Genomic DNA, 21157 nt, shown 5'->3' with positions numbered 1-21157 from the left:
CGCGCGGTCACGAAGAAACGTCCCGTACAACGGCGTACGGAACACAGTCGGCGCCTGCCCGCCCGTCCCCGACCGGACAACAGGGCAGGCGCCGTCGCATGCCGTCGCACGCCCCGGAAACCGTGCGCGCCCTCCCCGGCGTCCCCGTCCCCGACCGGCAGGACAGGAAACGGGACACGGCCGCGACCGGTCCGAGCACGAGGGAGGAGACCGCGCCCGCGCCGGTCAGCCTCTACACGAGCGCGGGAGCCCCGCTCGTCGAGCACGGCCTCGACGAGCAGCGGTCCGCCGTCCACCTCGAACTCGACCACCCCTCGCCGAGTTCCCGCTGTGGCCGGCGACGGCCCGTGCGCCAGGGCATCGGCACCCCGGCACGGTGACGGCCACCCCGCCTACGTGTCGCACTCCAGCACCGTCCGGCACAGCCCGCACCGCGCCCGCACCCGGCCGCGCACCGGCACCCTGATCCGCTGCCGGCACGTCGGGCACGGGAACGACACCCGCAGCGGCTCCGTCCCCGAGGACGTGAACGAGTACGGCGCTCCCGGCCCGGCCGGCGGCTCCCAGCCGGACTCCTGGGCATGCCGCCGGTCCCGGGCGTAACGGCGCCGGCCCGCCCAGCCGGCGGCCGTCAGCGGCGGCTGCTGCTCGTCACGGCGCGCCCGGGCCAGCCCCTTCACATACGCCTCGTAACCCTGCGGACTGGTGAACCACGTCGAGGGATCCTCACCGAAGAACAGCGCCCGCTTGGCCAGGACGTACCCGAACTCCTCCGGCGTGAGATAGCCGAGCTTCTGCGAGGACTCCCCGTGCTCCCGGAAGGCGTCCAGCAGCAGCCAGCCGGCGCCCAGATACGTCGCCGCCGTGTCCGTGAGGATCTCGTTGTCCCGCAGACCGGGGAAGGACAGATCCAGGCGGTGCAGATAGACGTGCATCACCTCGTGCGCCAGGGCCGCGCCGATGTCCCGGCGATGGGTGCGGAAACGGTCGTTCAGCTCGACGAAGTACTCCGGGCCCGCCGTCAGCTCCACGTTCGCCGCGTGCTTCATCTCCCGGAAGCTGACGATCAGACGCGCGTCCGGCAGCCCGTAGTGGCGCACCAGCTCCCGGGCCACCCGCTGGGCGCCCAGATGCAGGTCCTCGGTGTCGCAGAACGCCACGTCGGCGGGCGCCACACTGGTCGCGAACGTCTGCACGGTGTCGTACGACAGCCGCTTGAACAGCGCCGTGATCGCGGCACACACCGTCTCCAGATGCGGGAAACCGTGCTCGACCGGTCCGTCGTCCGCCACGTCCGTACCCCCAAAGACGCCCTGAACCCCTCCACTCTATGCACAGCCCACGCCGCACGTCGGGAACCGGGCGGCCCGGCCCCGTAAGGTGAACCCCCATGACCACCAGCAGCACCGGTACCGGCGACATGGACCCCGCCGTCCTCAACGAACTCGCACGCCTGCGCGACAGTATCGACAACATCGACGCCGCCGTCGTCCACATGCTCGCCGAACGGTTCAAGGCGACCCAGCAGGTCGGCCACCTCAAGGCGGCCCACCAGCTGCCGCCCGCCGACCCGGCCCGCGAGGCCCGCCAGATCGCCCGCCTGCGCGCACTCGCCGAGGACGCCAAACTCGACCCGGCGTTCGCCGAGAAGTTCCTCAACTTCATCATCGCCGAGGTGATCCGCCACCACGAACGCATCGCCGAGAACAACGCCAACGGCGACCCCGCCCGGACGAACTGACCCCGCCCGGCCTCACCTCTGCGAGGCCACCGCCCAGCCCCTGCCCCGGCATCACCCGACACACCCACCCGCGGGCCGCACCGGGGACCCGGGCGCGCCGCCACCACCGGCCCCGGGCGGCCGGAACCCGCCACGAACCCCCCGCGCGGGATCCAGGCGCACACCCCGCACCCCGCCCGCCGCAACACGCCACGTGCCCCACCTGACCCCGCGCGCCGGAACGGGCCGCGCGGACCGGCGCACACAGCCCCGGGTCACCGGCGTGGGAGCGATACACGTCACCCCCCGGAACTCCCTCGTGCCCCGCCCGCGGGATCAGGCACCATGGCGTCCATGTCCGTACTGACGCGCGACGAAGCGCAGACCCGTGCCCAGCTCCTCGACGTCCACCACTACAGCGTCGACCTCGACCTGACCCGTGGAGAGGACACCTTCGACTCCCGGACCGTCATACGGTTCACCGTACGCACCGGCACCGGCCAGGACACCACGGACACCTTCGTCGAGCTCAAGCCCGCCGAACTGCGCTCCGCCACCCTCGACGGACAGCCCCTCGACCCCCACACCCTCGACGGCAACCGCCTGCCCCTGACCGGCCTCACCCCCGGCGAACACGAACTGCGCATCGACGCCGCCATGCACTACTCCCGCACCGGCGAAGGCATGCACCGTTTCACCGACCCCTCCGACGGCGAAACCTACGTCTACACCCAGCTGTTCCTCGACGACGTCCAGCGTGTCTTCGCCGCCTTCGACCAGCCCGACCTCAAAGCCGTCTTCGACCTCACCGTCACCGCACCCGACACCTGGGCCGTCCTCGCCAACGGCATCACCCAGCGCACCGGCAACGGCACCTGGAAGGCCGCCACCACCCCGCTCATCTCCACCTACCTCGTCGCCGTCGCCGCCGGCCCCTGGCACACCGTACGCACCGAACACCGCGGCCTGCCCTTCGCCATCCACTGCCGCCGCTCCCTCGCCCCCCACCTCGACGCCGACGCCGACGAAATCCTCGACATCACCCGCGCCTGCTTCGACCGCTACCACGAGAAGTTCGAACAGCCCTACCCGTTCGACTCCTACGACCAGGCATTCGTCCCCGAATTCAACGCCGGCGCCATGGAGAACCCCGGACTGGTCACCTTCCGCGACGAGTTCGTCTTCCGGTCCGCCGTCACCGACACCCAACGCCAGACCCGCGCCATGGTCATCGCCCACGAAATGGCCCACATGTGGTTCGGCGACCTCGTCACCCTGCGCTGGTGGGACGACATCTGGCTCAACGAGTCCTTCGCCGAGTACATGGGCTACCAGACCACCGCCGAAGCGACCCGCTTCACCAACACCTGGACCGAGTTCGGCGTCTCCCGCAAGGCCTGGGGCTACGACGCCGACCAGCGCCCCTCCACCCACCCCGTCGCCCCCGAAAGCGTCGACGACACCGCCTCGGCCCTCCTCAACTTCGACGGCATCTCCTACGCCAAGGGCGCCTCCGCCCTGCGCCAGCTCGTCACCTGGCTCGGCGAGAAGGACTTCCTGGCCGGCATCAACATCCACTTCGACCGGCACAAGTTCGCCAACGCCTCCCTCGCCGACTTCATCGACTCCCTCGCCGCCGCCACCGACCGCGACGTCCACGCCTGGGCCGACGCCTGGCTGCGCACCACCGGCGTCGACACCCTCACCGCGTCCACCGACGCCCGCCCCGGCACATGGTCCCTCACCCTCGGCCGCGACGGCAGCCGCCCCCACCGCGTCACCATCGGCGTCTACGACCGCGACCTCGCCGACGGCCGCACCCTGACCCTGCGGGAACGCTACGAGACCGACGCACCCCACGAAACCGCACCCGAACCCCGCCCCGGCATCCGCCCCGCACTCGTCGTCCCCAACGACCTCGACCTCACCTACGCCAAAATCCGCCTCGACGACACCTCCCTGGAAACCGCCCTGCGCGGCCTGTCCGGCATCCCCGACGCACTCACCCGCGCCGTCGTGTGGAACACGCTGCGCGACATGGTCCGCGACGGTGAACTCGCCCCCGCCGACCACCTGGCCACTGCCGCGGCACACCTGCCGGAAGAAACCGACCTCGCCCTCGTCCAGGGCGTCCTCGCCTTCGCCCGCACCCACATCGCCGACCGCTACCTCACCCCCGACCAGCGTCCCGCCGCCCTCGCCACCCTCACCGACCTGTGCCGCGACCTCATCCGTCGCACCGAGGACGGCGACAACCCCGGCCTGCGCCTCATCGCCGTACGCCACTTCATCGACAGCGCCGCCCACCCCGACACCATCGCCTCCTGGCTCACCGACGGCACCGTCCCCGGCGGCCCCGAACTCGACCCCGAACTGCGCTGGCGCATCCTCGCCCGCCTCGCCGTCCTCGGCGCCACCGACGAGACCGCCATCGCCGCCGAACTCGACCGCGACCCCTCCGCCACCGGCCAGGAAGGCGCCGCCCGCTGCCGCGCCGCCCTGCCCGACCCCGACGCCAAACACGCCGCCTGGCACGCCATGTTCACCTCCGACGACCTGTCCAACTACCTGTTCACCGCCACCGCCCAAGGCTTCTGGCAGCCCGAACAGGCCGACCTCGTCCAGGACTACGTACCCCGCTTCTACCAGGACGCCGTCACCGTCGCCGCCCGCCGCGGCCCCGCCATCGCCCGCGCCGCCGGCCACTGGGGCTTCCCCGCCCACGCCGTCGACACCGACCACCTCCACCTCGGCCAGGCCTGCCTGCGCGACAACGACCCCGTACCCGCCCTGCGCCGCACCCTCGTCGACCAACTCGACGACCTCGCACGCGCACTGCGCGTCCGCACCGCCTGACCCCACAAGGCCAACCCCCAGAAGGAGCACCCACCACAGCAGCCCCCACGTGCGGGCCGGGCCACGACCCGGCCCGCACACCCACCCCACCGCGCCCGCCCCAACCCCCACCACCCGCACGGCGATACCCACTTTCGGGTTCCCCACGCACGGCATTCCGGGCGCGTCGCACCCCAGACGTACAAGCTGGAACCCCCAGGCCCCGCGCCCCGGAGGACAGCCGATGAGTACGCCACCCCCACCCCAGCCCCCAGCGCGCCTCGCCTCCGGCGCCGAAGGCCCCGACACCCTGCGCCCCCTGCTCGACACCGTCCTCGACGCCCTGCGCAGCGGCCACCAGGCCCGCGGAGGACCCCTGCCCGCCGGCGGCCCCGAAACCGTCACCGCCCGGCTGCGCGCCGCCGTCGCGGACATCCTGCCCGACCACGGCGACCCCGACGCGCTCCACACCCTCGTCCACGCCCTCGCCGAAGGCGCCGCCGACCCCGCCGACCCCCTGTGCGCCGCCCACCTGCACTGCCCGCCCCTCGCCGTCGCCGCCGCAGCCGACCTCGCCGCCAGCATCCTCAACCCCTCACTCGACTCCTGGGACCAAGCCCCCGCCGCCTCCGCACTCGAAGCACTCGTCACCCGCGAACTCGCCCACCTCACCGGCCTCGCCGACGCCGTCGTCACCACCGGCGGCACCGAATCCAACCAACTCGCCCTGCTCCTCGCCCGCGAAACCCACCCCACCGGCGTCCGCCTCGTCCACGGCGCCAACGCCCACCACTCCCTGCCCCGCGCCGCCTGGCTGCTCGGCCTGCCCGAACCCGTCGTCGTCCGCGCCCCCACCGGCACCCTCGACCCCGCCGCCCTCCACCAAGCCCTCACCCACCTCACCGGCCCCCACACCACCGGCAGCCCCCACACCACCGGCAGCCCCCGCACCCCCCTCGTCGTCGCCGCCACCGCAGGCACCACCGACGCCGGCCTCATCGACCCCCTCCCCGAGATCGCCGGACTCTGCGCCGCCCACGGCGCCCGCCTCCACATCGACGCCGCCCACGGCGGAGGCCTCCTGTTCAGCGACCGCCACCGCGACAAACTCACCGGCCTCGAAGCCGCCCACACCGTCACCCTCGACCTGCACAAACTCGGCTGGCAACCCGTCCCCGCCGGACTCCTCGCCGTCCGCCACCCCCGCGACCTCACCGCCCTGCACCACCACGCCGACTACCTCAACGCCGACGACGACACCGAAGCAGGCATCCCCGACCTCCTCGGCCGCTCCCTGCGCACCACCCGCCGCCCCGACATCCTCAAAATCGCCGCCACCCTCAAAACCCTCGGCCGCACCGGCCTCGGCGCCCTCGTCGACCAGGTCTGCACCCGCGCCCGCGAACTCGCCGACCTCATCCACGCCCACCCCCACCTCGAGCTCTACGACCGGCCCACCATCAGCACCGTCCTCTTCCGGCCCGCCGGCGCCACCGACGACACCGTCGCCGCCGTACGCCGCACCCTCCTCACCGAAGGCCGCGCCGTCCTCGGCCGAGCCCGCCTCGACAACCGGCTCTGGCTCAAGGCCACCCTCCTCAACCCCCACACCCGGCCCGAAGACCTGGCCACCCTCCTGAAACTGGTGGAAGGAAACACCCCCGCATGAACCCCCCGAACCACCTCAACCCCCACACCCGGCTCGACCGACCCCACCGACCCGGCCGGCCCACCCCCCACGACCTCGTCGGCATCGGCATCGGCCCCTTCAACCTCTCCCTGGCCGCCCTCGCCCACCCCCTCACCCACCTCCACACCGCCTTCTACGAACAACACCCCCGATTCCACTGGCACCCCGGCCAACTCATCCACGACACCCGCGTCCAAGTCCCCTTCCTCGCCGACCTCACCACCCTCGTCGACCCCACCAGCCAGTGGACCTTCCTCAACTACCTCAAAACCCACGACCGGCTCTTCCCCTTCTACTTCGCCGAACACCTCCACATCCGACGCACCGAATACGACGCCTACTGCCGCTGGGTCAGCGACAACCTCCCCACCGTCCACTTCGGCCACCACATCGACGCCGTCCGCTGGAACCCCGAACACCGCCTCTTCGAAATCGACTACACCCAACTCGGCACCGACGGCGAAGCCGAAGCACTCGGCCGCACCTACAGCCGCAACATCGTCCTCGGCATCGGCACCCAACCCCACATCCCCGAACCCCTCAAACCCCTCACCGACGCACCCGGAGCCCCCGTCATCCACGCCGCCGACTACCTCGACCACCGCGACACCCTGCTCACCGCGGCACACATCACCGTCGTCGGCACCGGACAATCAGGCGCCGAAATCTTCCTCGACCTCCTCCGCCACCGCCCCACCGGCCACGAAGGACTCCACTGGATCGGCCGCACCGAAGCCCTCGCCCCCATGGAGTACTCCAAACTCGGCCTCGAACACTTCACCCCCGACTACACCCACTACTTCCACGCCCTGCCCGAACCCGTCCGCGACCGACTCCTGCCCACCCAATGGCAGCTCCACAAAGCCATCGACACCGACACCCTCGCCGCCATCCACGACGAGCTCTACCACCGCACCCTCAACGGACACTGGCCCGACACCGTCCTCACCCCCGGTGTCCACGTCCGCACCGCCGGCCGCATCGCCGGCACCAAAATCGAACTCCACCTCGAACACACCCAGCAGGCCACCCGCACCCGCCTCACCACCGACGCCGTCGTCCTCGCCACCGGATACCGCCCCCGCCCCCTCACCCCCCTCCTCGCCGGCCTCGACCCCTACCTCCGCCGCGACAACAGCGAACGCCCCCGCATCGACGACCAGTACCGCCTCCTCCTCGACCCCACCATCACCGCCACCGGATGCCACGCCTACGTCCAGAACGCCGAACTCCACACCCACGGCGTCGGCACCCCCGACCTCGGACTCGCCGCCTGGCGCAGCGCCACCATCCTCAACGCCATCACCGGCACCAACCCCTACCCCCTGCCCCACCGCACCGCCTTCACCACCTTCGGCCTCACACAACAACGGCCCCAGATCCCGCCCGTGCGCCAGACCAGAACCCTGACACCCCTGGCAGACGGAATCTGAGGCCGCCACCACACCAGCCGCACCGCGCAACCGCGGGCAACCCAACCGCTAGAACACCGGCGAACCGTCCCGCGTCAGCCGCCAGTCCACCGAAGCGAAGTCCTTCGGATCCAACTCACCCTTCGCCGTCACCCACTCGGCGATCCGAGTACGGATCTCCGTCGACTCCGACCACAACTCCTTCGCCGACGCCACGAACGGAAACGCCCCACCACCATTGGCACGGTAGTTGTTCACCGCCAACACGAACTGCTGGCCGTCCTCCAGCGGCACCCCGCCGAACGTCAGATTCCTGATCCGCGAACCGGCCGGCTGCGCCACATCGATGTCGTACCGCAGACCCGACACATAGTCGTAGTTGTAGTCCGGACGGCCACCCGCGTTCGTCAGCTTCTCCACATCCACCGGCGCGCCCGGCGCCGTCTGCACGTAGTACCCGGCGGAATACTCCAGATACGCACGCACCTGAGCACCCGTCATCAACTTCGCCACCAGCGTGTTGTCGTACACGTACAGACCCGCCAGATCCCGGATCGTCACATCACCGGCCGGGATCTGAGACGTCCGCGAGAACGGCGAAGCCTGCGCGATCACCGGCAGCGAGGCGTACTCGGTACCGGCCAGCGCCGCCTTCACCACGTCCTCCTGCACCTTCGTGATCAGATCGATGATCGGCGCGTCCTTGTACCGCGCCTCCACCGTCGTCAGCGTCTGCGTCGCCCGGCCCACCACCTGATTGACGTACGCCACGACCTTCTCGTGCTCGTCGTCCAGCAGCTTCGCGATCGCCGGATCGTCGGCCACCGAGTTGGAGTTGCGCAGCGACGCCGACACCGACTCCACCTCCCACCGACCCCTGCCGAACACCAACTCGATGTCGAACAGGGCCAGCCGCTCGGCGAAACACAGCGGCTCGGACAACACCACCGTCTTCCCCGTCGCCTCGTTGACGACCTTCAGCTCCTCGATCTCCAGATGCGCGTGCCCCACCAGAATCGCGTCGATCCCCGGCACCTGCCGCGCCACGTTCGCCGCCGCATCCTCCACATACGGCAACTGGTCACCGTACGACGACTGACCCGACGTACCCGAATGCGCCGACACGATCACCACGTCCGCACCCATCGAACGCAGCTTCGGCACCCACTTCGCCGCCTGCTCCTCCAGCCCCGGAAACGTCAGCTTCCCCTGCACATACGCCTTGTCCCAGATCGCGATACCCGGATTCGTCAGACCCAGCACCGCCACCTTCACCGGCGGCGCACCATGCGGACGGAACTCCTTGATGAAGTACGGCGCGAACGCCGGCCGCTGCGTCCTCGCGTCCAGCGCGTTCGCACCCAACAGCGGGAAATCGCACTGCTGCTCGAACTTCCGCAGCGTCTCGATACCGTAGTTGAACTCGTGGTTGCCCAGCGCCGCCGCGTCGTACCCGATCGCGTTCATCGCCTGCGCCATCGGATGCACCGGACCACCCTCGGCCGTGATCGGATCCACCTTGGCGTAGTAGTACGTCAACGGCGTGCCCTGGATCGTGTCCCCCGCGTCCAGCAGCAGCGTGTTGCCACGGCCCTTCTCCTCGCGGACCTGGTTCACCAGCGTCGAGATCCGCGCCAGACCCTGCGCGTTGCCCGCCGCGTCCGCATACTCGGCGTTTTTGAAGTAGTCCCAGTTGAAGACGTGTCCGTGCAGATCCGTCGTGCCCATCACCGTCAGCGAGTACCGCTTGGGGTGCTTGCCCGGACCCGACGCGGAACCGGCCGAGGCCTCGGCCGCCCGCGCCGCCGGAGCCGCCGCACCCGCCAGCGCCACCCCCGCCCCCGTCACGGCCGACTTCTTCAGGAACTTCCGGCGGTCCAACGCCATGCTGGCTCTCCTCGCGAGAAGGGGGCAATAGTCTTCGCAACGCGCGTAGACACGCCCGCACAGACATACGGACGCGCGTAGATTCTGACCCGTGCATGCTGAACGGAACACCCCCCGCACGTTGCGATCTGATGACCAGCACCGACACCCGATCGGACGACCCCCGCCCCACACACTTCAACAAGTGTCAATAACACGTCACCCGAAGGACGTTGAGCAGACACACCACACCAAGCCCCTACCCACCGGTAAGCCCTAGGCTCGACACCATGCGCCGAGCAAAGATCGTCTGTACATTGGGGCCCGCCACAGCCACGTACGACCAGATCAAGGCACTGGTCGACACCGGAATGGACGTCGCCCGCCTCAACCTCAGCCACGGCGGACACGCCGAACACGAGGAGCGCTACCAGCACGTACGCACAGCCGCCGACGAAACCGGCCGCAGCGTCGGCACCCTCGCCGACCTTCAAGGCCCGAAGATCCGCCTCGGCCGCTTCCACGAAGGCCCCGTACTCCTCGAACGCGGCGACACCTTCACCATCACCGTCGAAGAAGGCATCGAAGGCGACCGCCACATCTGTGGCACCACCTACGCCGGCCTCGCCGACGACGTCACCCCCGGCGAACGCATCCTCGTCGACGACGGCCGCGTCACCCTCAAAGTCACCGCCGTCGAAGGCCCCCGTGTCCACACCCAAGTCATCGACGCCGGCATCATCTCCGACCACAAAGGCCTCAACCTCCCCGGAGTCGCCGTCTCCGTCCCCGCCCTCTCCAAAAAAGACGAGGACGACCTCCGCTGGGCCCTGCGCACCGGCTTCGACGCCATCGCCCTCTCCTTCGTCCGCAACGGCCGCGACATCCTCGACGTCCACCGCATCATGGACGACGAAGGCCGCCGCCTCCCCGTCATCGCCAAGATCGAAAAACCCCAGGCCGTCGAAGCCATGGACGACATCGTCGCCGCCTTCGACGGCATCATGGTCGCCAGAGGCGACCTCGGCGTGGAGATGCCCCTCGAACAAGTCCCCATCGTCCAAAAACGCGCCATCAAACTCGCCCGACGCAACGCCAAACCGGTCATCGTCGCCACCCAGATGCTCGACTCCATGATCGACAACGCCCGCCCCACCAGGGCAGAGGCATCGGACGTCGCCAACGCCGTCATCGACGGCACCGACGCGGTGATGCTCTCCGGCGAGACCAGCGTCGGCAACCACCCCGTCCAGGCCGTCCGCACCATGGCCAAGATCGTCGCCGCGGCCGAGGAAGACATCCTCGCCAAGGGCCTGCCACCACTGACCGAACGCAACAAACCCCGCACCCAGGGCGGCGCCGTCGCCCGCGCAGCAGCCGAGATCGGCGACTTCCTCGGCGCCACGTTCCTCGTCGCCTTCACCCAGTCCGGCGACACCGCCCGCCGCCTCTCCCGCTACCGCTCACCCATCCCCCTCCTCGCCTTCACCCCCGAACCGGCCACCCGCTCCCAGCTCAGCACCACCTGGGGCGTCGAAACCTTCCTCGGCCCCCACGTCGACTCCACGGACGCGATGGTCGCCCAGGTGGACGAACTGCTCCTGAGGTACGGCCGCTGCGAGCGGGGCGACACCGTGGTGATCACGGCGGGGTCCCCTCCGGGGGTGCCGGGCGCGACGAACATGGTCCGGGTGCACCACATCGGGGAGGACGACAGCCCCAAGTAGGGCGGTCGTCAGTATTTGGGGCCTACGTGGGCGTCCATGAGGGCTACGGAGGCTTTGCGGGCGATGGAGATGTTGAAGGGGTCGCTGCCGCGAGCCAATGTGGTCCACTCGACGCCGACCTTGTCGAGCGTGTCGCTGAAGAGCCTACGGATGTCGTCTGACTTGTTGCTGAAGAAGTACCGGGGGTATTCGTAACGCTTGCGCTCACCGCCGACGAGGCGGGTCGTCCAGTTGGTGATGCGACAGCCGTCGGAGTGGATGAGGCCCCGGATGAATTCCCAGGGGTGCTCGTCCACGATCTCCTGCTGCCAGGGCACAAGAATGATCCGGCGCTCGTGCTTCTTGCCGGGGCCGTGCTGTGGGAAAAGGCAGTGAAGGTGTTTCGAGTACACCTTGACGTCCCGGCATCCTGTCCGGCGGTTGTGGCACACCGAGTTGCTGGGGAACACAGCGAGCATGGCTTGTCTGCAGTCTTCGATGAGCCCCGGCCATGACTCGGCGCAAGTGATCATCAGGGTGGGTACGCGGTGTCCTGAGTAGTGGCTGATGTGTCCGTCTCCGAGATACAGACCGAGAAGGTAGCTGTACGCCGCGTGATCTAGTTCCCGCCCGTCGCAGCGGGGACATTCGGGGCTCCGCCTGCCAGGACACTCGCCACGCTTCGCGCGGTCCACGTGCTTCCAGTAGCTGATGGTTCCCAGCGGAACGCCGAGTCGACGAGCCACTTCGGCGTTCTTCGTGCCGTTGCGCAGCAGAGTCAGCGCCCTCTGTCGCACTTCTGTGCTGTGGTAGTACATGTGAACACGCTGGGTCACGGCTTGTGGCGACACGCAGCAAAAAGCGGAAGATCACGCGAACGTGACCTTCCGCTTTGACTGGTGCCGGGTGCGGGACTCGAACCCGCACGTCCTCACGGACAGATGTGTTTGAGACATCAGCGTCTGCCTGTTCCGCCAACCCGGCGACAGCACTGATCGGAGTGTACCCGGTGACCGCCACCGACTTCAGCTGGGTAGGCTGCATAGGCAGCAGACCTGCCCCGCCTGGAAGCTAGGAGCGCCCCCGTGACCGCCCCCGAGTCGCCCCAGCCCGTAGATGTGCCCGACGACGACAAGTCGCACGTGCCTCCCCTGACGACGCGTGTCGTCATCGCGGAGGACGAGGCGCTGATCCGGCTGGATCTCAAAGAGATGCTTCAGGAGGAGGGGTACTCGGTCGTCGGTGAGGCCGGCGATGGTGAGCGGGCGGTGGAGCTGGCGCGGGAGCACCGTCCTGACCTGGTGATTCTTGATGTGAAGATGCCGAAGCTGGATGGTATCTCGGCGGCGGAGCGGATCGCGGAGGAGCGGATCGCGCCGGTGTTGATGCTGACGGCGTTCTCGCAGCGTGATCTGGTGGAGCGGGCCAGGGACGCGGGTGCGATGGCGTATCTGGTGAAGCCGTTCAGCAAGAGTGATGTGGTGCCGGCGATCGAGATGGCCGTGTCGCGGTTCACGGAGTTGAAGGAGCTGGAGAAGGAGGTCGCGGACCTCTCTCAGCGTCTGGAGACGCGGAAGCTGGTGGATCGGGCGAAGTCGGTCCTGCAGACGGAGTACGGGCTGACGGAGCCGGCGGCGTTCCGTTGGATTCAGAAGACGTCGATGGATCGTCGTATGTCGATGCAGCAGGTGGCGGAGGCGGTCATCGAGGACAGTGCGGAGAAGAGGGCGGCGAAGGGTGGGAGGTCCGAGGAGGGCTGAGCGCCTGGTTTCTTCGTTGTGTGGCGAGGCCCGCATCCCTGTGTTGGGGTGCGGGCCTCGTTGTGGTGGTGCGGGGTGGGTGTCAGTCCTCGCCGAGGTAGGCCTTGCGGACGGATTCGTCGTGGAGGAGGTCTTGTCCGGTGCCGGAGAGGACGATGTTGCCGACTTCCATGACGTGGCCCTGGTCGGCGAGGGAGAGGGCGGCCTGGGCGTTCTGTTCGACGAGGAGGATGGTGGTGCCTTGGGCTTTGAGTTCCGCGATGGTGGCCATGATTTTTTGCATCATGATCGGGGAGAGGCCCATGGAGGGTTCGTCGAGCATGAGGAGTTTGGGCTGTGACATGAGGGCGCGGCCCATGGCGAGCATTTGTTGTTCGCCGCCGGAGAGGGTGCCTGCGGCTTGTTTTCTGCGTTCTCCGAGGATGGGGAAGAGGTCGTAGGCGCGCTGGATGTCCTTTTCGATGCCTTCTTTGTCTTTGCGGAGGAAGGCGCCGAGGCGGAGGTTGTCCTCGATGGTCATGCGGGGGAAGATGTGGCGGCCTTCGGGGGAGTGGGCGAGGCCGAGGGAGACGATGTCGTGGGCGGGGGTTCTTTTGATGGATTTGCCGTTGAATTTGATGTGGCCGCCGATGGGCTTGAGGAGGCCGGAGAGGGTGCGGAGCGTGGTGGTTTTGCCGGCGCCGTTGGTGCCGATGAGGGTGACGACCTGGCCGGCCTCGACCTTGAAGGAGATGCCTTTGACGGCTTCGATTTTGCCGTAGGCGACTCTGAGGTCTTCGACTTCGAGGAGTGTGGTCATCGGTCGTTCTCCTTGCCGGGCGCGTCGTCCGTCGTGGTGTCGGCGTTCGTCGCGGTGTCGGCGTCCTCCGTGGTGGCGTCCGTCCTGGTGTCGGCGTCCGTGGTGGCGGCCGTCGTCGTGTCGGCGTCCGTCGGGGTGCCGGGGTCCGTCGTCGTGGTGGCGGCGTGTGCCTCGGCCTGCGCCTCGGCGTGTGCGACTTCGGCGGCTTCCTGTTCGCCGGGGGCGCCTTCGAAGGGTTCGCCGAGGTAGGCGGCGATGACGCGTTCGTCGCCCTGGACGGTGGCGCTGTCGCCTTCGATGAGTTTTTCGCCTTGGACGAGGACGGCGACGCGGTCGCAGAGGTTGAAGATGAACCGCATGTCGTGCTCGATGACGAGGACGGCGATGCCCATGTCGCGGATGGCGAAGACGAGTTCTTCGGTGGCGCGGGTCTCTTGGGGGTTCATGCCGGCGGTGGGCTCGTCGAGGAGGAGGAGTCCGGGTTCGCTGGCGAGGGCGCGGGCGATTTCGAGTTTGCGTTGTTCGCCGTAGGGGAGGTTGCGGGCGAGGTGTTCGGCCTTGTCCGCGAGTCCGACGAATTCGAGCAGTTCCATCGCGCGTGCGCGGGAGGCGGCTTCGGCTTTGTGGAAGCCGGGTCCGCGGAGGACGGCGGACCAGAAGCCTTCTTTGGTGCGGGTGTGGCGGCCGACGAGGACGTTCTCGAGGACCGTCATGTTGGCGAAGAGGCGGATGTTCTGGAAGGTGCGGGCGATGCCGGCCGCGGTGACCTTGAAGGATTTGGGCGGCAGGACGTTGCCGTTGTAGCGGACTTCGCCTTCGGTGGGGACGTAGAGGCCGGTCAGGCAGTTGAAGAAGGTGGTTTTTCCTGCGCCGTTGGGGCCGATGAGTCCGACGATCTCGCCGCTGTTGACGGTGAAGTCGACGTTTCGTACGGCGGTGAGGCCGCCGAAGCGCATGGTGACGCCGCGGGCGTCGAGGACGGTGTGGCCGGGGGGGTTGGTGCCCGGTGCGGTGTCCTTGGTGGTGGTGTCGGTGGTCATGGTGGTCAGGCCCCTGTCTTGCCGAGGACCGTGGGCGCTTCGGCCTCTTCGTGGAATTCGAGCTGGCGGCGTCGGTTGGGGATGAGGCCTTCCGGCCGGAACCGCATGAGCAGGATGAGTGCGACTCCGAAGGCGAAGAGCTGGTAGTCGCCGAGGAACTGGAGCTTGTTGGGGATGAGGAAGAGCAGTGCGGCGCCGATGAGCGGGCCGGCGATGGTGCCCATGCCGCCGAGGACGACTGCGGCGAGCAGGAAGGCGGAGTTGGGGGGGATGGCTCCGGCGAAGAGGTACTGCTCGGGGGTGACGGTGTAGGTGACGTGTGCCTGGACGGTGCCGGCGAGACCGGCGAGGGAGGCGCCGACGGCGAAGGCGATGAGTTTGACGCGGAAGCCGTTGATGCCCATGGCGAGGGCGGCGGTTTCGTCTTCGCGGATGGCGACCCAGGCGCGGCCGATGCGTGAGTTGCCGCTGCGTCGGAAGACGAGGACGACGACGGCGGTGATGATCAGCATCAGGAAGAAGTAGTTGGCGAAGCGTCCGATGGTGTATCCGGCGATGTCGTGCTGGGCGCCGAAGTCGAATCCGAGGATGTCGAGGTTGGGGACGGAGGAGATGCCGTTGGAGCCGTTGGTGAGGTCGGGTCCGGAGGTGCCGTCGAGGTTGTTGGCGGTGATGCGGAAGATTTCTCCGAAGCCGAGGGTGACGATGGCGAGGTAGTCGCCGCGGAGGCGGAGGGTGGGGGCGCCGATGAGGACGCCGAAGACGAGTGAGGCGAGGGCGCCGACGATGACGGCGGCCCAGAAGGGGAAGTGGACGTGGAAGGGGGAGCTGGGGGAGCCGGAGACGAGGGAGGCGGCGTAGGCGCCGACGCCGAGGAAGGCGACGTAGCCGAGGTCGAGGAGTCCGGCGAGGCCGACGACGATGTTCAGGCCGAGGGCGACGGTGGCGAAGATGAGGATGTAGACGCCGATGGTGGCGTACTGGTCGTCGGTCTGGGTGAAGGGGAAGAGTGCGGCGGCGATGAAGGCGCCGAAGGTGGTGATGGTCTGGTGTCGTGCGGTGATCTGGGAGGCCTGGCCGACGAGTCCGGACTTGCTGAGGGCTGCGAAGCCGAAGCCGGCGGTGATGAGGAAGCCGACGAACAGCTCGTCGTACTCGGTGCCGATGCCGTAGGTGAAGACGACCAGGCCGAGTGCCAGGATGGCGACGATGATCAGAATCTCGGCGTAGGAGGGCAGGGCGGGGACGGGGCGGGGGGTCCCGGCGGAGTAGGCCGCCTTGACCGCCTGCATCCGGTGGGAGAAGCCGTGTTTGATGTGTGCCCAGCGGGTGTCGTCGGGGTCGATGGGATCCGGTTCGGGGCGCTCGAAGGGCAGGGATCGTGCGCCGATGTAGGTGACGAGCGCGGCGACGGCGGCGATGTAGCCGCCGGGTTCGAGGTTGACGACGCCGCCGAGCTTGGTGCTGATCGCGCCGACGGTGTACCAGGTGGTGTACCAGGTGGCCAGTGCGGCGAATCGGATGGCTCCGTCGGCACCGGCGGGGGTCAGCCACCGCAGGCCTTTCACTCCGTAGGAGGAGAGGCAGAGCAGGGCGGTGAGGGCGCTGCCGACGAGGACGAGCACCTGCAGGCCGCCCGGGTAGCCGTAGACGGTGAGGTCACCGGGGAACGCGGACGTCCAGGTCCAGGCGAGGAAGGTCGAGGCGAGGGTGAGGACGGCGCCGCCGGTGGTGAGCGCGCGGCCGACGTGCGGCGGGATGCCGGTGCTTGTGGCGGCAGGCCGGGGGGTCGGGGTGCCGGGGGTTTCGGGTGCGGTGGTCTGTGTGGTCATCGGTGTCACGCCCTGTCCGCGACGCGCTCGCCGAGCAGGCCTTGGGGTCTGAAGAGGAGTACGAGGATGAGGAGTACGAACGCCCAGACGTCCGCCCAGGACTGGCTGCCGAACTTTTCCATGCCGGGGAGGTCGGCGATGTAGGCGGTGGCGAGTGTTTCGGCGATGCCGAGGACGACGCCGCCGATCATGGCTCCGTAGATGTTGCCGATGCCGCCGAGGACGGCGGCGGTGAAGGCTTTGAGGCCGAGGATGAAGCCCATGCGGAATTCGATCTGGCCGTACTTGAGGCCGTAGGCGACGCCGCCGATGGCGGCGAAGGCGGCGCCGAGGGCGAAGGCGACCACGATGATGCGGTCGGTGTTGACGCCCATCAGTTTGGCGGTGTCGGGGTCCTGGGCGGTGGCCTGCATGCCGCGTCCGGTGCGGGTCTTCATGACGAAGTAGCCGAGGATGGCCATGCTGATGGGGGCGGCGAGGAGGAGGAAGATGTCGCCGGTCTGGATGGTGACGTTGCCGATGTGGAAGGGTCCGCCGGGGATCTGGGGGAAGGTGCGGGCGGACTTGGCGTCGGGGTACCAGGCCCAGACGGCCTGCTGGAGGGCGAGGGAGAGGCCGATGGCGGTGATGAGGGGGGCCAGGCGTGGGGCGGTGCGCAGCGGGCGGTAGGCGAACCGTTCCGCCCCTACGGCGACGAGGACGGCGACGATGATGGCGCCGACGAGCATGAGGGGGAGGGCGGCCCACATGGAGGTGCCGTCGGGCAGGATGTACACGTAGACCGTGAGGGCGCCGAAGGCGCCGGTCATGAAGATCTCGCCGTGGGCGAAGTTGATGAGCTGGACGATGCCGTAGACCATTGTGTAGCCGATGGCGACCAGCCCGTACATGGATCCTAGTAGCAGGCCGTTGACCAGCTGCTGCGGCAGTTCGTTCACCGCATGTCCTCCGAGACTTCGGATGTTCGACGGATGTGACCGGAATGCAGTCCGCGCGGGGCGCCTCTGGATCAGCGCCCCGCGCGGCTGGTGGGGTGGTGCGGGCGTGGTCAGCCGGTGAAGGTGCCGGACTTGACGGGGGCGAAGACGCCGTTCTTGATGGCGTAGACGGTGAGCTGCTTGTTGGTGGCGTCACCGTATTCGTCGAAGGAGACCTTGCCGGTCACACCGTCGAAGGAGACGTTCTGCATGGCCTCGGTGACCTTGGCGCGGGCGTCGGAGGGGAGCTTGCCGCCGTTGTCGTCGACGACCTTCTTGACGGCCTCGATGATGGCCCAGGCGGAGTCGTAGGCGTAGCCGCCGTAGGCGGAGTACTCGTCCGTGTAGCCGGCGGCCTTGTAGTCGGCGACGAACTGCTTGGCGGAGGGCAGGGTTTCGACGGGGGCGCCGACGGAGGTGGCCAGGTCGCCGGTGGCGTCGGGGCCGGCCAGCTTGCCGTAGGTGGCGTCGTTGATGCCGTCGCCGCCGACCAGCGGGATCTTGGCGCCGGCGGCCTTGATCTGCTTGCTGAGCGGGCCGGCCTGCGGGTATTCGCCGCCGTAGTAGACGACGTCGGCGCCGGAGCTCTTCACCTTGGCGGCGACGGCGGAGAAGTCCTTGGTGTCGGGGTTGATGTGCTCGGTGCCGACGACCTTGCCGCCCAGCTGCTTGAACTCGGCGGTGAAGGTGGCGGCGAGGCCGGCGCCGTAGGTCTTCTTGTCGTCGATGACGAAGACCTTCTTCTTCTTGGCGTCGTTGAAGACGTACTGGGCGGCGAACGGGCCCTGGATGGCGTCTGTGGTGGCGGTGCGGAAGTAGGACTTGTACTGGCGGACCTTCTTGTTCTGCCAGTCGGGGCCCTGGGTGAGGGAGGGGCCGGTGTTGGCGGGGGAGACCTCGACCAGTTTGGCGTCGTCGAAGACCTTCTGCATGGACTCGGCGACGGAGGAGTTGAGGGGGCCGACGACGCCGAGGACGCTCTTGTCGGCGACGAGCTTGGTGGCGTTCTGCTGGCCGGCGGACGGCTGTGCCTGGTCGTCGAGGGCTTGGATCTTGAAGGTGACGCCCTTGACGTAGCTCTTCTTGTTGGCGTTCTTGGCGGCGAGGTCGGCGGAGTTCTTGATGCCGAGGCCCATGGCGGACAGGTCGCCGGTCAGCGGGGCGTCGACGCCGATGGTCACGGTGGTGCCACCGTTTCCGGAGTCGGAGCCCTTGTCGCCGCCGTCCCGGGAGCCGCAGGCGGTGAGGGTGAGTGCTCCCGCCGCCAGCGCGGCGGTGATGGCGATGAGCGAACGTTGACGCACGATCAGTCCTTTCCCTGGCACGGCCCTCCCCCCTGGAAGCGGCCGAGTCGTTCGCCGGTCGGGAGGGGTGTTCCGACCGTGCGGTGACTGGCCGTGACTCTAGGCGTGTGGGTGGAACGTGGAGGAGAGTCTGACCAATGCTGTGACGTTCTTGTTATGACACGACGTAATGCAGAGCGGTACTGGGTGGGTGGATGAGCGGAATTCAGGCCGATTCGCCCGGTCCGCATTTCGAGAACCCGCAGGACGCGCAGCGCCGCGTTCAGGTGTCTCAGGTGTTTTGGTGATTACCGGGAATCGTTGTCGCAGGCGCGGTGCAGGGCCTCGCTGAGCGCCTGGGCGTAGCGGGAGCCGAGGATGAAACTCTGGACTTGCATTGCGCGCGTATTACGCAGAGTTACATCCAGGAAAGGGAGTCCGGCATTCCGCGGCACTGTCCCGCATTCCGAGACATGCATGGTGACGACGATCTTGCGGGCGGATCCGGCCCGGGTGCGAAAAGGCGGGCGGGGCGCGGAGGTGACGGAAAGGCCCGCGTACGGCTGGCCGATGCGGGTCACGGTGACCGGCGGGCCGGCGTTCACGCTCACCAGCAGCGCGAAACTGAAGCTTCCGGGCGCGGCGCCGGCGGGGGTGGGCGCCGGGTCCAGGTAGGAGACGTCGACCACTTGGGCGGGGAACGGCGGTGCGAGCGGCGGGGGTTGACGCTCCTGGGGCGGTGGCTGGTGCTCGTGGGTGGCGTAGAGGTAGCCGCCGCCCGCGAGGAGGGCGGCGAGCGCCGCGGAGGTGAGCGCGGTGCGCCGGCGACTCCGGGTCAGCCGGGGTGGACGCCGGGAACGGGGGCCGGGGCGGGGGGCTTCGGTCAGGTCCGGAATGTCCCGTGCGCGTGTGCCCTCGCCCGGTTCGAGGGGGCCGACCCCGGTCACCGCCACGGGCCTTCGCTCGGACCGCCGCCGCGGTACCGGTCGGCGCAGCCCGCCCGTGCCTGACGGTTGATCAATTCATCGGCGGCGCGCGCTCCCTGGCGCCGTTTCACCGGACGGGCGGCGTCCACGACCCGGCGCAGGATCTCGTACTGGCCGTTGGACAGTCCCATCGACTGGTAGTCACCGTAGGTGGTGCCGTCCAGCACCTGCCGGGCCCAGTGCGCGACGATCCGGGCGCACAGTTCTTCCCGGGAGGTCACCTGAGGTGACGGCGGGGGTGCGGTGCTGTGCCCGGCGCCGTGTCCGCTGCTGACCGCCGTGTCCGCGGCGCCGTTGCAGCCTGCCGTCAGCGCGCCTGCGAGGAGCACCGGGGCGAGCCAGGACCCGAGCGCCGCCGCCCCGGGCCGCGGGGCTCCTTGCGTTCCCATGCCATGACGCTAGGGCCACGCGCGCGGATCGGGCCAGGGGCAGGTCGCAACCTGCGTAGGAGGGGCCGTGCGCGGAGCGGGCGGGCGGGGCCGGGAGCGGTTCACGTGCCGGACCGTGGGCCGGGTGTGCGGGCCGGGCGCGGCGGCGGCGACGTGTGCGTGTGCGGGACCGTTGGCCGGGTGTCCGGGCCGGGCGTGGCGGCGACGGGTCGGTGGCGGAGCTTTGCGCCGGGCGTGAGTGGTGTGTCCGCGCGCCGGGTCGTGGCGCGGGGGTCCGCGCCGGACCGTGCGGCCGGACCCCGCGGTTCGGGTGGGGTCCGGCGGGCGGGCTCTATGCGCCGTCGCCGGGGCGTACGTCGCGCAGCAGGCAGGTCAGGCGGGCGCTGCACACGCGGCGTCCCTCCTCGTCACTGATCACGATCTCGTACGTGGCCGTCGAGCGTCCCCGGTGCACGGGTGTGGCGACGCCGGTGACGAGGCCCGAGCGCACCCCGCGGTGATGCGTGCAGTTGAGGTCCACGCCGACCGCGATCTTCGAGGTGCCGCCGTGCAGCATGGAGCCGACCGAGCCCAGCGTCTCGGCCAGCACGGCGGAGGCGCCGCCGTGCAGCAGCCCGTACGGCTGGGTGTTGCCTTCCACGGGCATGGTCCCGACGACCCGCTCCGCCGACGCCTCCAGGATCTGCACGCCCATCCGCGTCCCCAGGTGGCCGGCGGAGAACAGCGCCTGGAGGTCGACGCCGAGCGCGGCGTACTCGTCGAGGACCTCCTGCGGGAACTTCACGTGCTGCTGCTCACCCATGGGCCCGGCTCCGTTCCTTGTGCGCCTGGTTCGGCGCACACCTGGTTCGTCGTACGTCTG

Annotated in this window: 18 protein-coding genes and 1 tRNA gene; 7 read left to right on the top strand and 12 right to left on the bottom strand. The window is 69.1% G+C overall.

Annotated elements, in window-relative coordinates:
* The first annotated feature begins 98 nt into the window (after window positions 1-98).
* Window positions 99-380, top strand: coding sequence for a hypothetical protein (locus ACWDUZ_RS08860; RefSeq protein ID WP_451631103.1), 282 nt, complete (start codon window positions 99-101; stop codon window positions 378-380).
* Between the two features lie 12 nt (window positions 381-392).
* Here the strand turns inward: ACWDUZ_RS08860 and ACWDUZ_RS08855 are convergent, their stop codons facing one another.
* Window positions 393-1292: a hypothetical protein gene (locus ACWDUZ_RS08855; RefSeq protein WP_451631102.1), complete on the bottom strand. Its 900-nt coding sequence runs from the start codon at window positions 1290-1292 to the stop codon at window positions 393-395.
* 98 nt (window positions 1293-1390) lie between these two features.
* Between ACWDUZ_RS08855 and ACWDUZ_RS08850 the strand changes: the two genes are divergently transcribed.
* From ACWDUZ_RS08850 to ACWDUZ_RS08835, 4 genes are all read left to right on the top strand, one after another.
* Window positions 1391-1741, top strand: a complete 351-nt coding sequence (locus ACWDUZ_RS08850; protein ID WP_451631101.1) for a chorismate mutase — start codon at window positions 1391-1393, stop codon at window positions 1739-1741.
* Window positions 1742-2065: 324 nt separating this feature from the next.
* Window positions 2066-4576, top strand: coding sequence for an aminopeptidase N (pepN, locus tag ACWDUZ_RS08845; protein WP_451631100.1), 2511 nt, complete (start codon window positions 2066-2068; stop codon window positions 4574-4576).
* Window positions 4577-4799: 223 nt separating this feature from the next.
* Complete coding sequence (locus ACWDUZ_RS08840; protein ID WP_451631099.1) at window positions 4800-6224, top strand: pyridoxal phosphate-dependent decarboxylase family protein; 1425 nt, start codon at window positions 4800-4802, stop codon at window positions 6222-6224.
* On the top strand, window positions 6221-7678 hold the full coding sequence (locus tag ACWDUZ_RS08835) for a lysine N(6)-hydroxylase/L-ornithine N(5)-oxygenase family protein (protein ID WP_451631098.1): 1458 nt from the start codon (window positions 6221-6223) through the stop codon (window positions 7676-7678). Before ACWDUZ_RS08840 ends, ACWDUZ_RS08835 begins: the two co-directional genes overlap by 4 nt.
* Window positions 7679-7726: 48 nt before the next feature.
* Here the strand turns inward: ACWDUZ_RS08835 and ACWDUZ_RS08830 are convergent, their stop codons facing one another.
* Complete coding sequence (locus ACWDUZ_RS08830; RefSeq protein ID WP_451631198.1) at window positions 7727-9544, bottom strand: bifunctional metallophosphatase/5'-nucleotidase; 1818 nt, start codon at window positions 9542-9544, stop codon at window positions 7727-7729.
* A gap of 269 nt (window positions 9545-9813) precedes the next feature.
* On the opposite strand from ACWDUZ_RS08830, the gene pyk reads away from it, so the two are divergent.
* Window positions 9814-11250 carry a pyruvate kinase gene (pyk, locus tag ACWDUZ_RS08825; RefSeq protein WP_451631097.1) on the top strand — a complete coding sequence of 479 codons (1437 nt, stop codon included), beginning with the start codon at window positions 9814-9816 and terminating at the stop codon, window positions 11248-11250.
* A gap of 8 nt (window positions 11251-11258) precedes the next feature.
* Here pyk and ACWDUZ_RS08820 read toward each other — a convergent pair whose 3' ends face one another.
* A complete protein-coding gene (locus tag ACWDUZ_RS08820) occupies window positions 11259-12047 on the bottom strand; it encodes a helix-turn-helix domain-containing protein (RefSeq protein WP_451631096.1) in 789 nt (262 codons plus the stop codon).
* 79 nt (window positions 12048-12126) lie between these two features.
* Window positions 12127-12213 (bottom strand) — tRNA-Leu (locus ACWDUZ_RS08815).
* Between the two features lie 101 nt (window positions 12214-12314).
* Here ACWDUZ_RS08815 and ACWDUZ_RS08810 point away from each other — a divergent pair.
* Entirely contained in the window at window positions 12315-12989 is a 675-nt protein-coding gene (locus ACWDUZ_RS08810) for an ANTAR domain-containing response regulator (protein ID WP_451631095.1), read from the top strand.
* 82 nt (window positions 12990-13071) lie between these two features.
* Here ACWDUZ_RS08810 and ACWDUZ_RS08805 read toward each other — a convergent pair whose 3' ends face one another.
* The 8 genes from ACWDUZ_RS08805 to ACWDUZ_RS08770 all read right to left on the bottom strand — a co-directional run bounded on the left by ACWDUZ_RS08805 (window position 13072) and on the right by ACWDUZ_RS08770 (window position 21097).
* On the bottom strand, window positions 13072-13788 hold the full coding sequence (locus tag ACWDUZ_RS08805; protein ID WP_451631094.1) for an ABC transporter ATP-binding protein: 717 nt from the start codon (window positions 13786-13788) through the stop codon (window positions 13072-13074).
* Window positions 13785-14828 carry an ABC transporter ATP-binding protein gene (locus ACWDUZ_RS08800; RefSeq protein ID WP_451631093.1) on the bottom strand — a complete coding sequence of 348 codons (1044 nt, stop codon included), beginning with the start codon at window positions 14826-14828 and terminating at the stop codon, window positions 13785-13787. Before ACWDUZ_RS08800 ends, ACWDUZ_RS08805 begins: the two co-directional genes overlap by 4 nt.
* Before the next feature lie 5 nt (window positions 14829-14833).
* Window positions 14834-16660 (bottom strand): branched-chain amino acid ABC transporter permease, encoded by a 1827-nt coding sequence (locus ACWDUZ_RS08795; RefSeq protein WP_451631092.1) that lies wholly within the window; start codon window positions 16658-16660, stop codon window positions 14834-14836.
* Between the two features lie 5 nt (window positions 16661-16665).
* Complete coding sequence (locus tag ACWDUZ_RS08790; protein ID WP_451631091.1) at window positions 16666-17598, bottom strand: branched-chain amino acid ABC transporter permease; 933 nt, start codon at window positions 17596-17598, stop codon at window positions 16666-16668.
* A 110-nt stretch (window positions 17599-17708) separates the two neighbouring features.
* A complete protein-coding gene (locus tag ACWDUZ_RS08785; protein WP_451631090.1) occupies window positions 17709-18941 on the bottom strand; it encodes a branched-chain amino acid ABC transporter substrate-binding protein in 1233 nt (410 codons plus the stop codon).
* A gap of 287 nt (window positions 18942-19228) precedes the next feature.
* Window positions 19229-19867: a hypothetical protein gene (locus ACWDUZ_RS08780; RefSeq protein ID WP_451631197.1), complete on the bottom strand. Its 639-nt coding sequence runs from the start codon at window positions 19865-19867 to the stop codon at window positions 19229-19231.
* Window positions 19864-20295, bottom strand: a complete 432-nt coding sequence (locus ACWDUZ_RS08775; protein ID WP_451631089.1) for a hypothetical protein — start codon at window positions 20293-20295, stop codon at window positions 19864-19866. Before ACWDUZ_RS08775 ends, ACWDUZ_RS08780 begins: the two co-directional genes overlap by 4 nt.
* 331 nt (window positions 20296-20626) lie before the next feature.
* The gene (locus ACWDUZ_RS08770) at window positions 20627-21097 is read right to left on the bottom strand and encodes a PaaI family thioesterase (protein WP_451631088.1); all 471 of its coding nucleotides are present in this window, start codon (window positions 21095-21097) and stop codon (window positions 20627-20629) included.
* Between the last annotated feature and the right edge of the window lie 60 nt (window positions 21098-21157).

This window comes from Streptomyces sp. NPDC003393, assembly GCF_053589015.1.
Note: the sequence above shows the minus strand (reverse complement) of the source record. Positions and strands in the feature narration are given on the sequence as shown.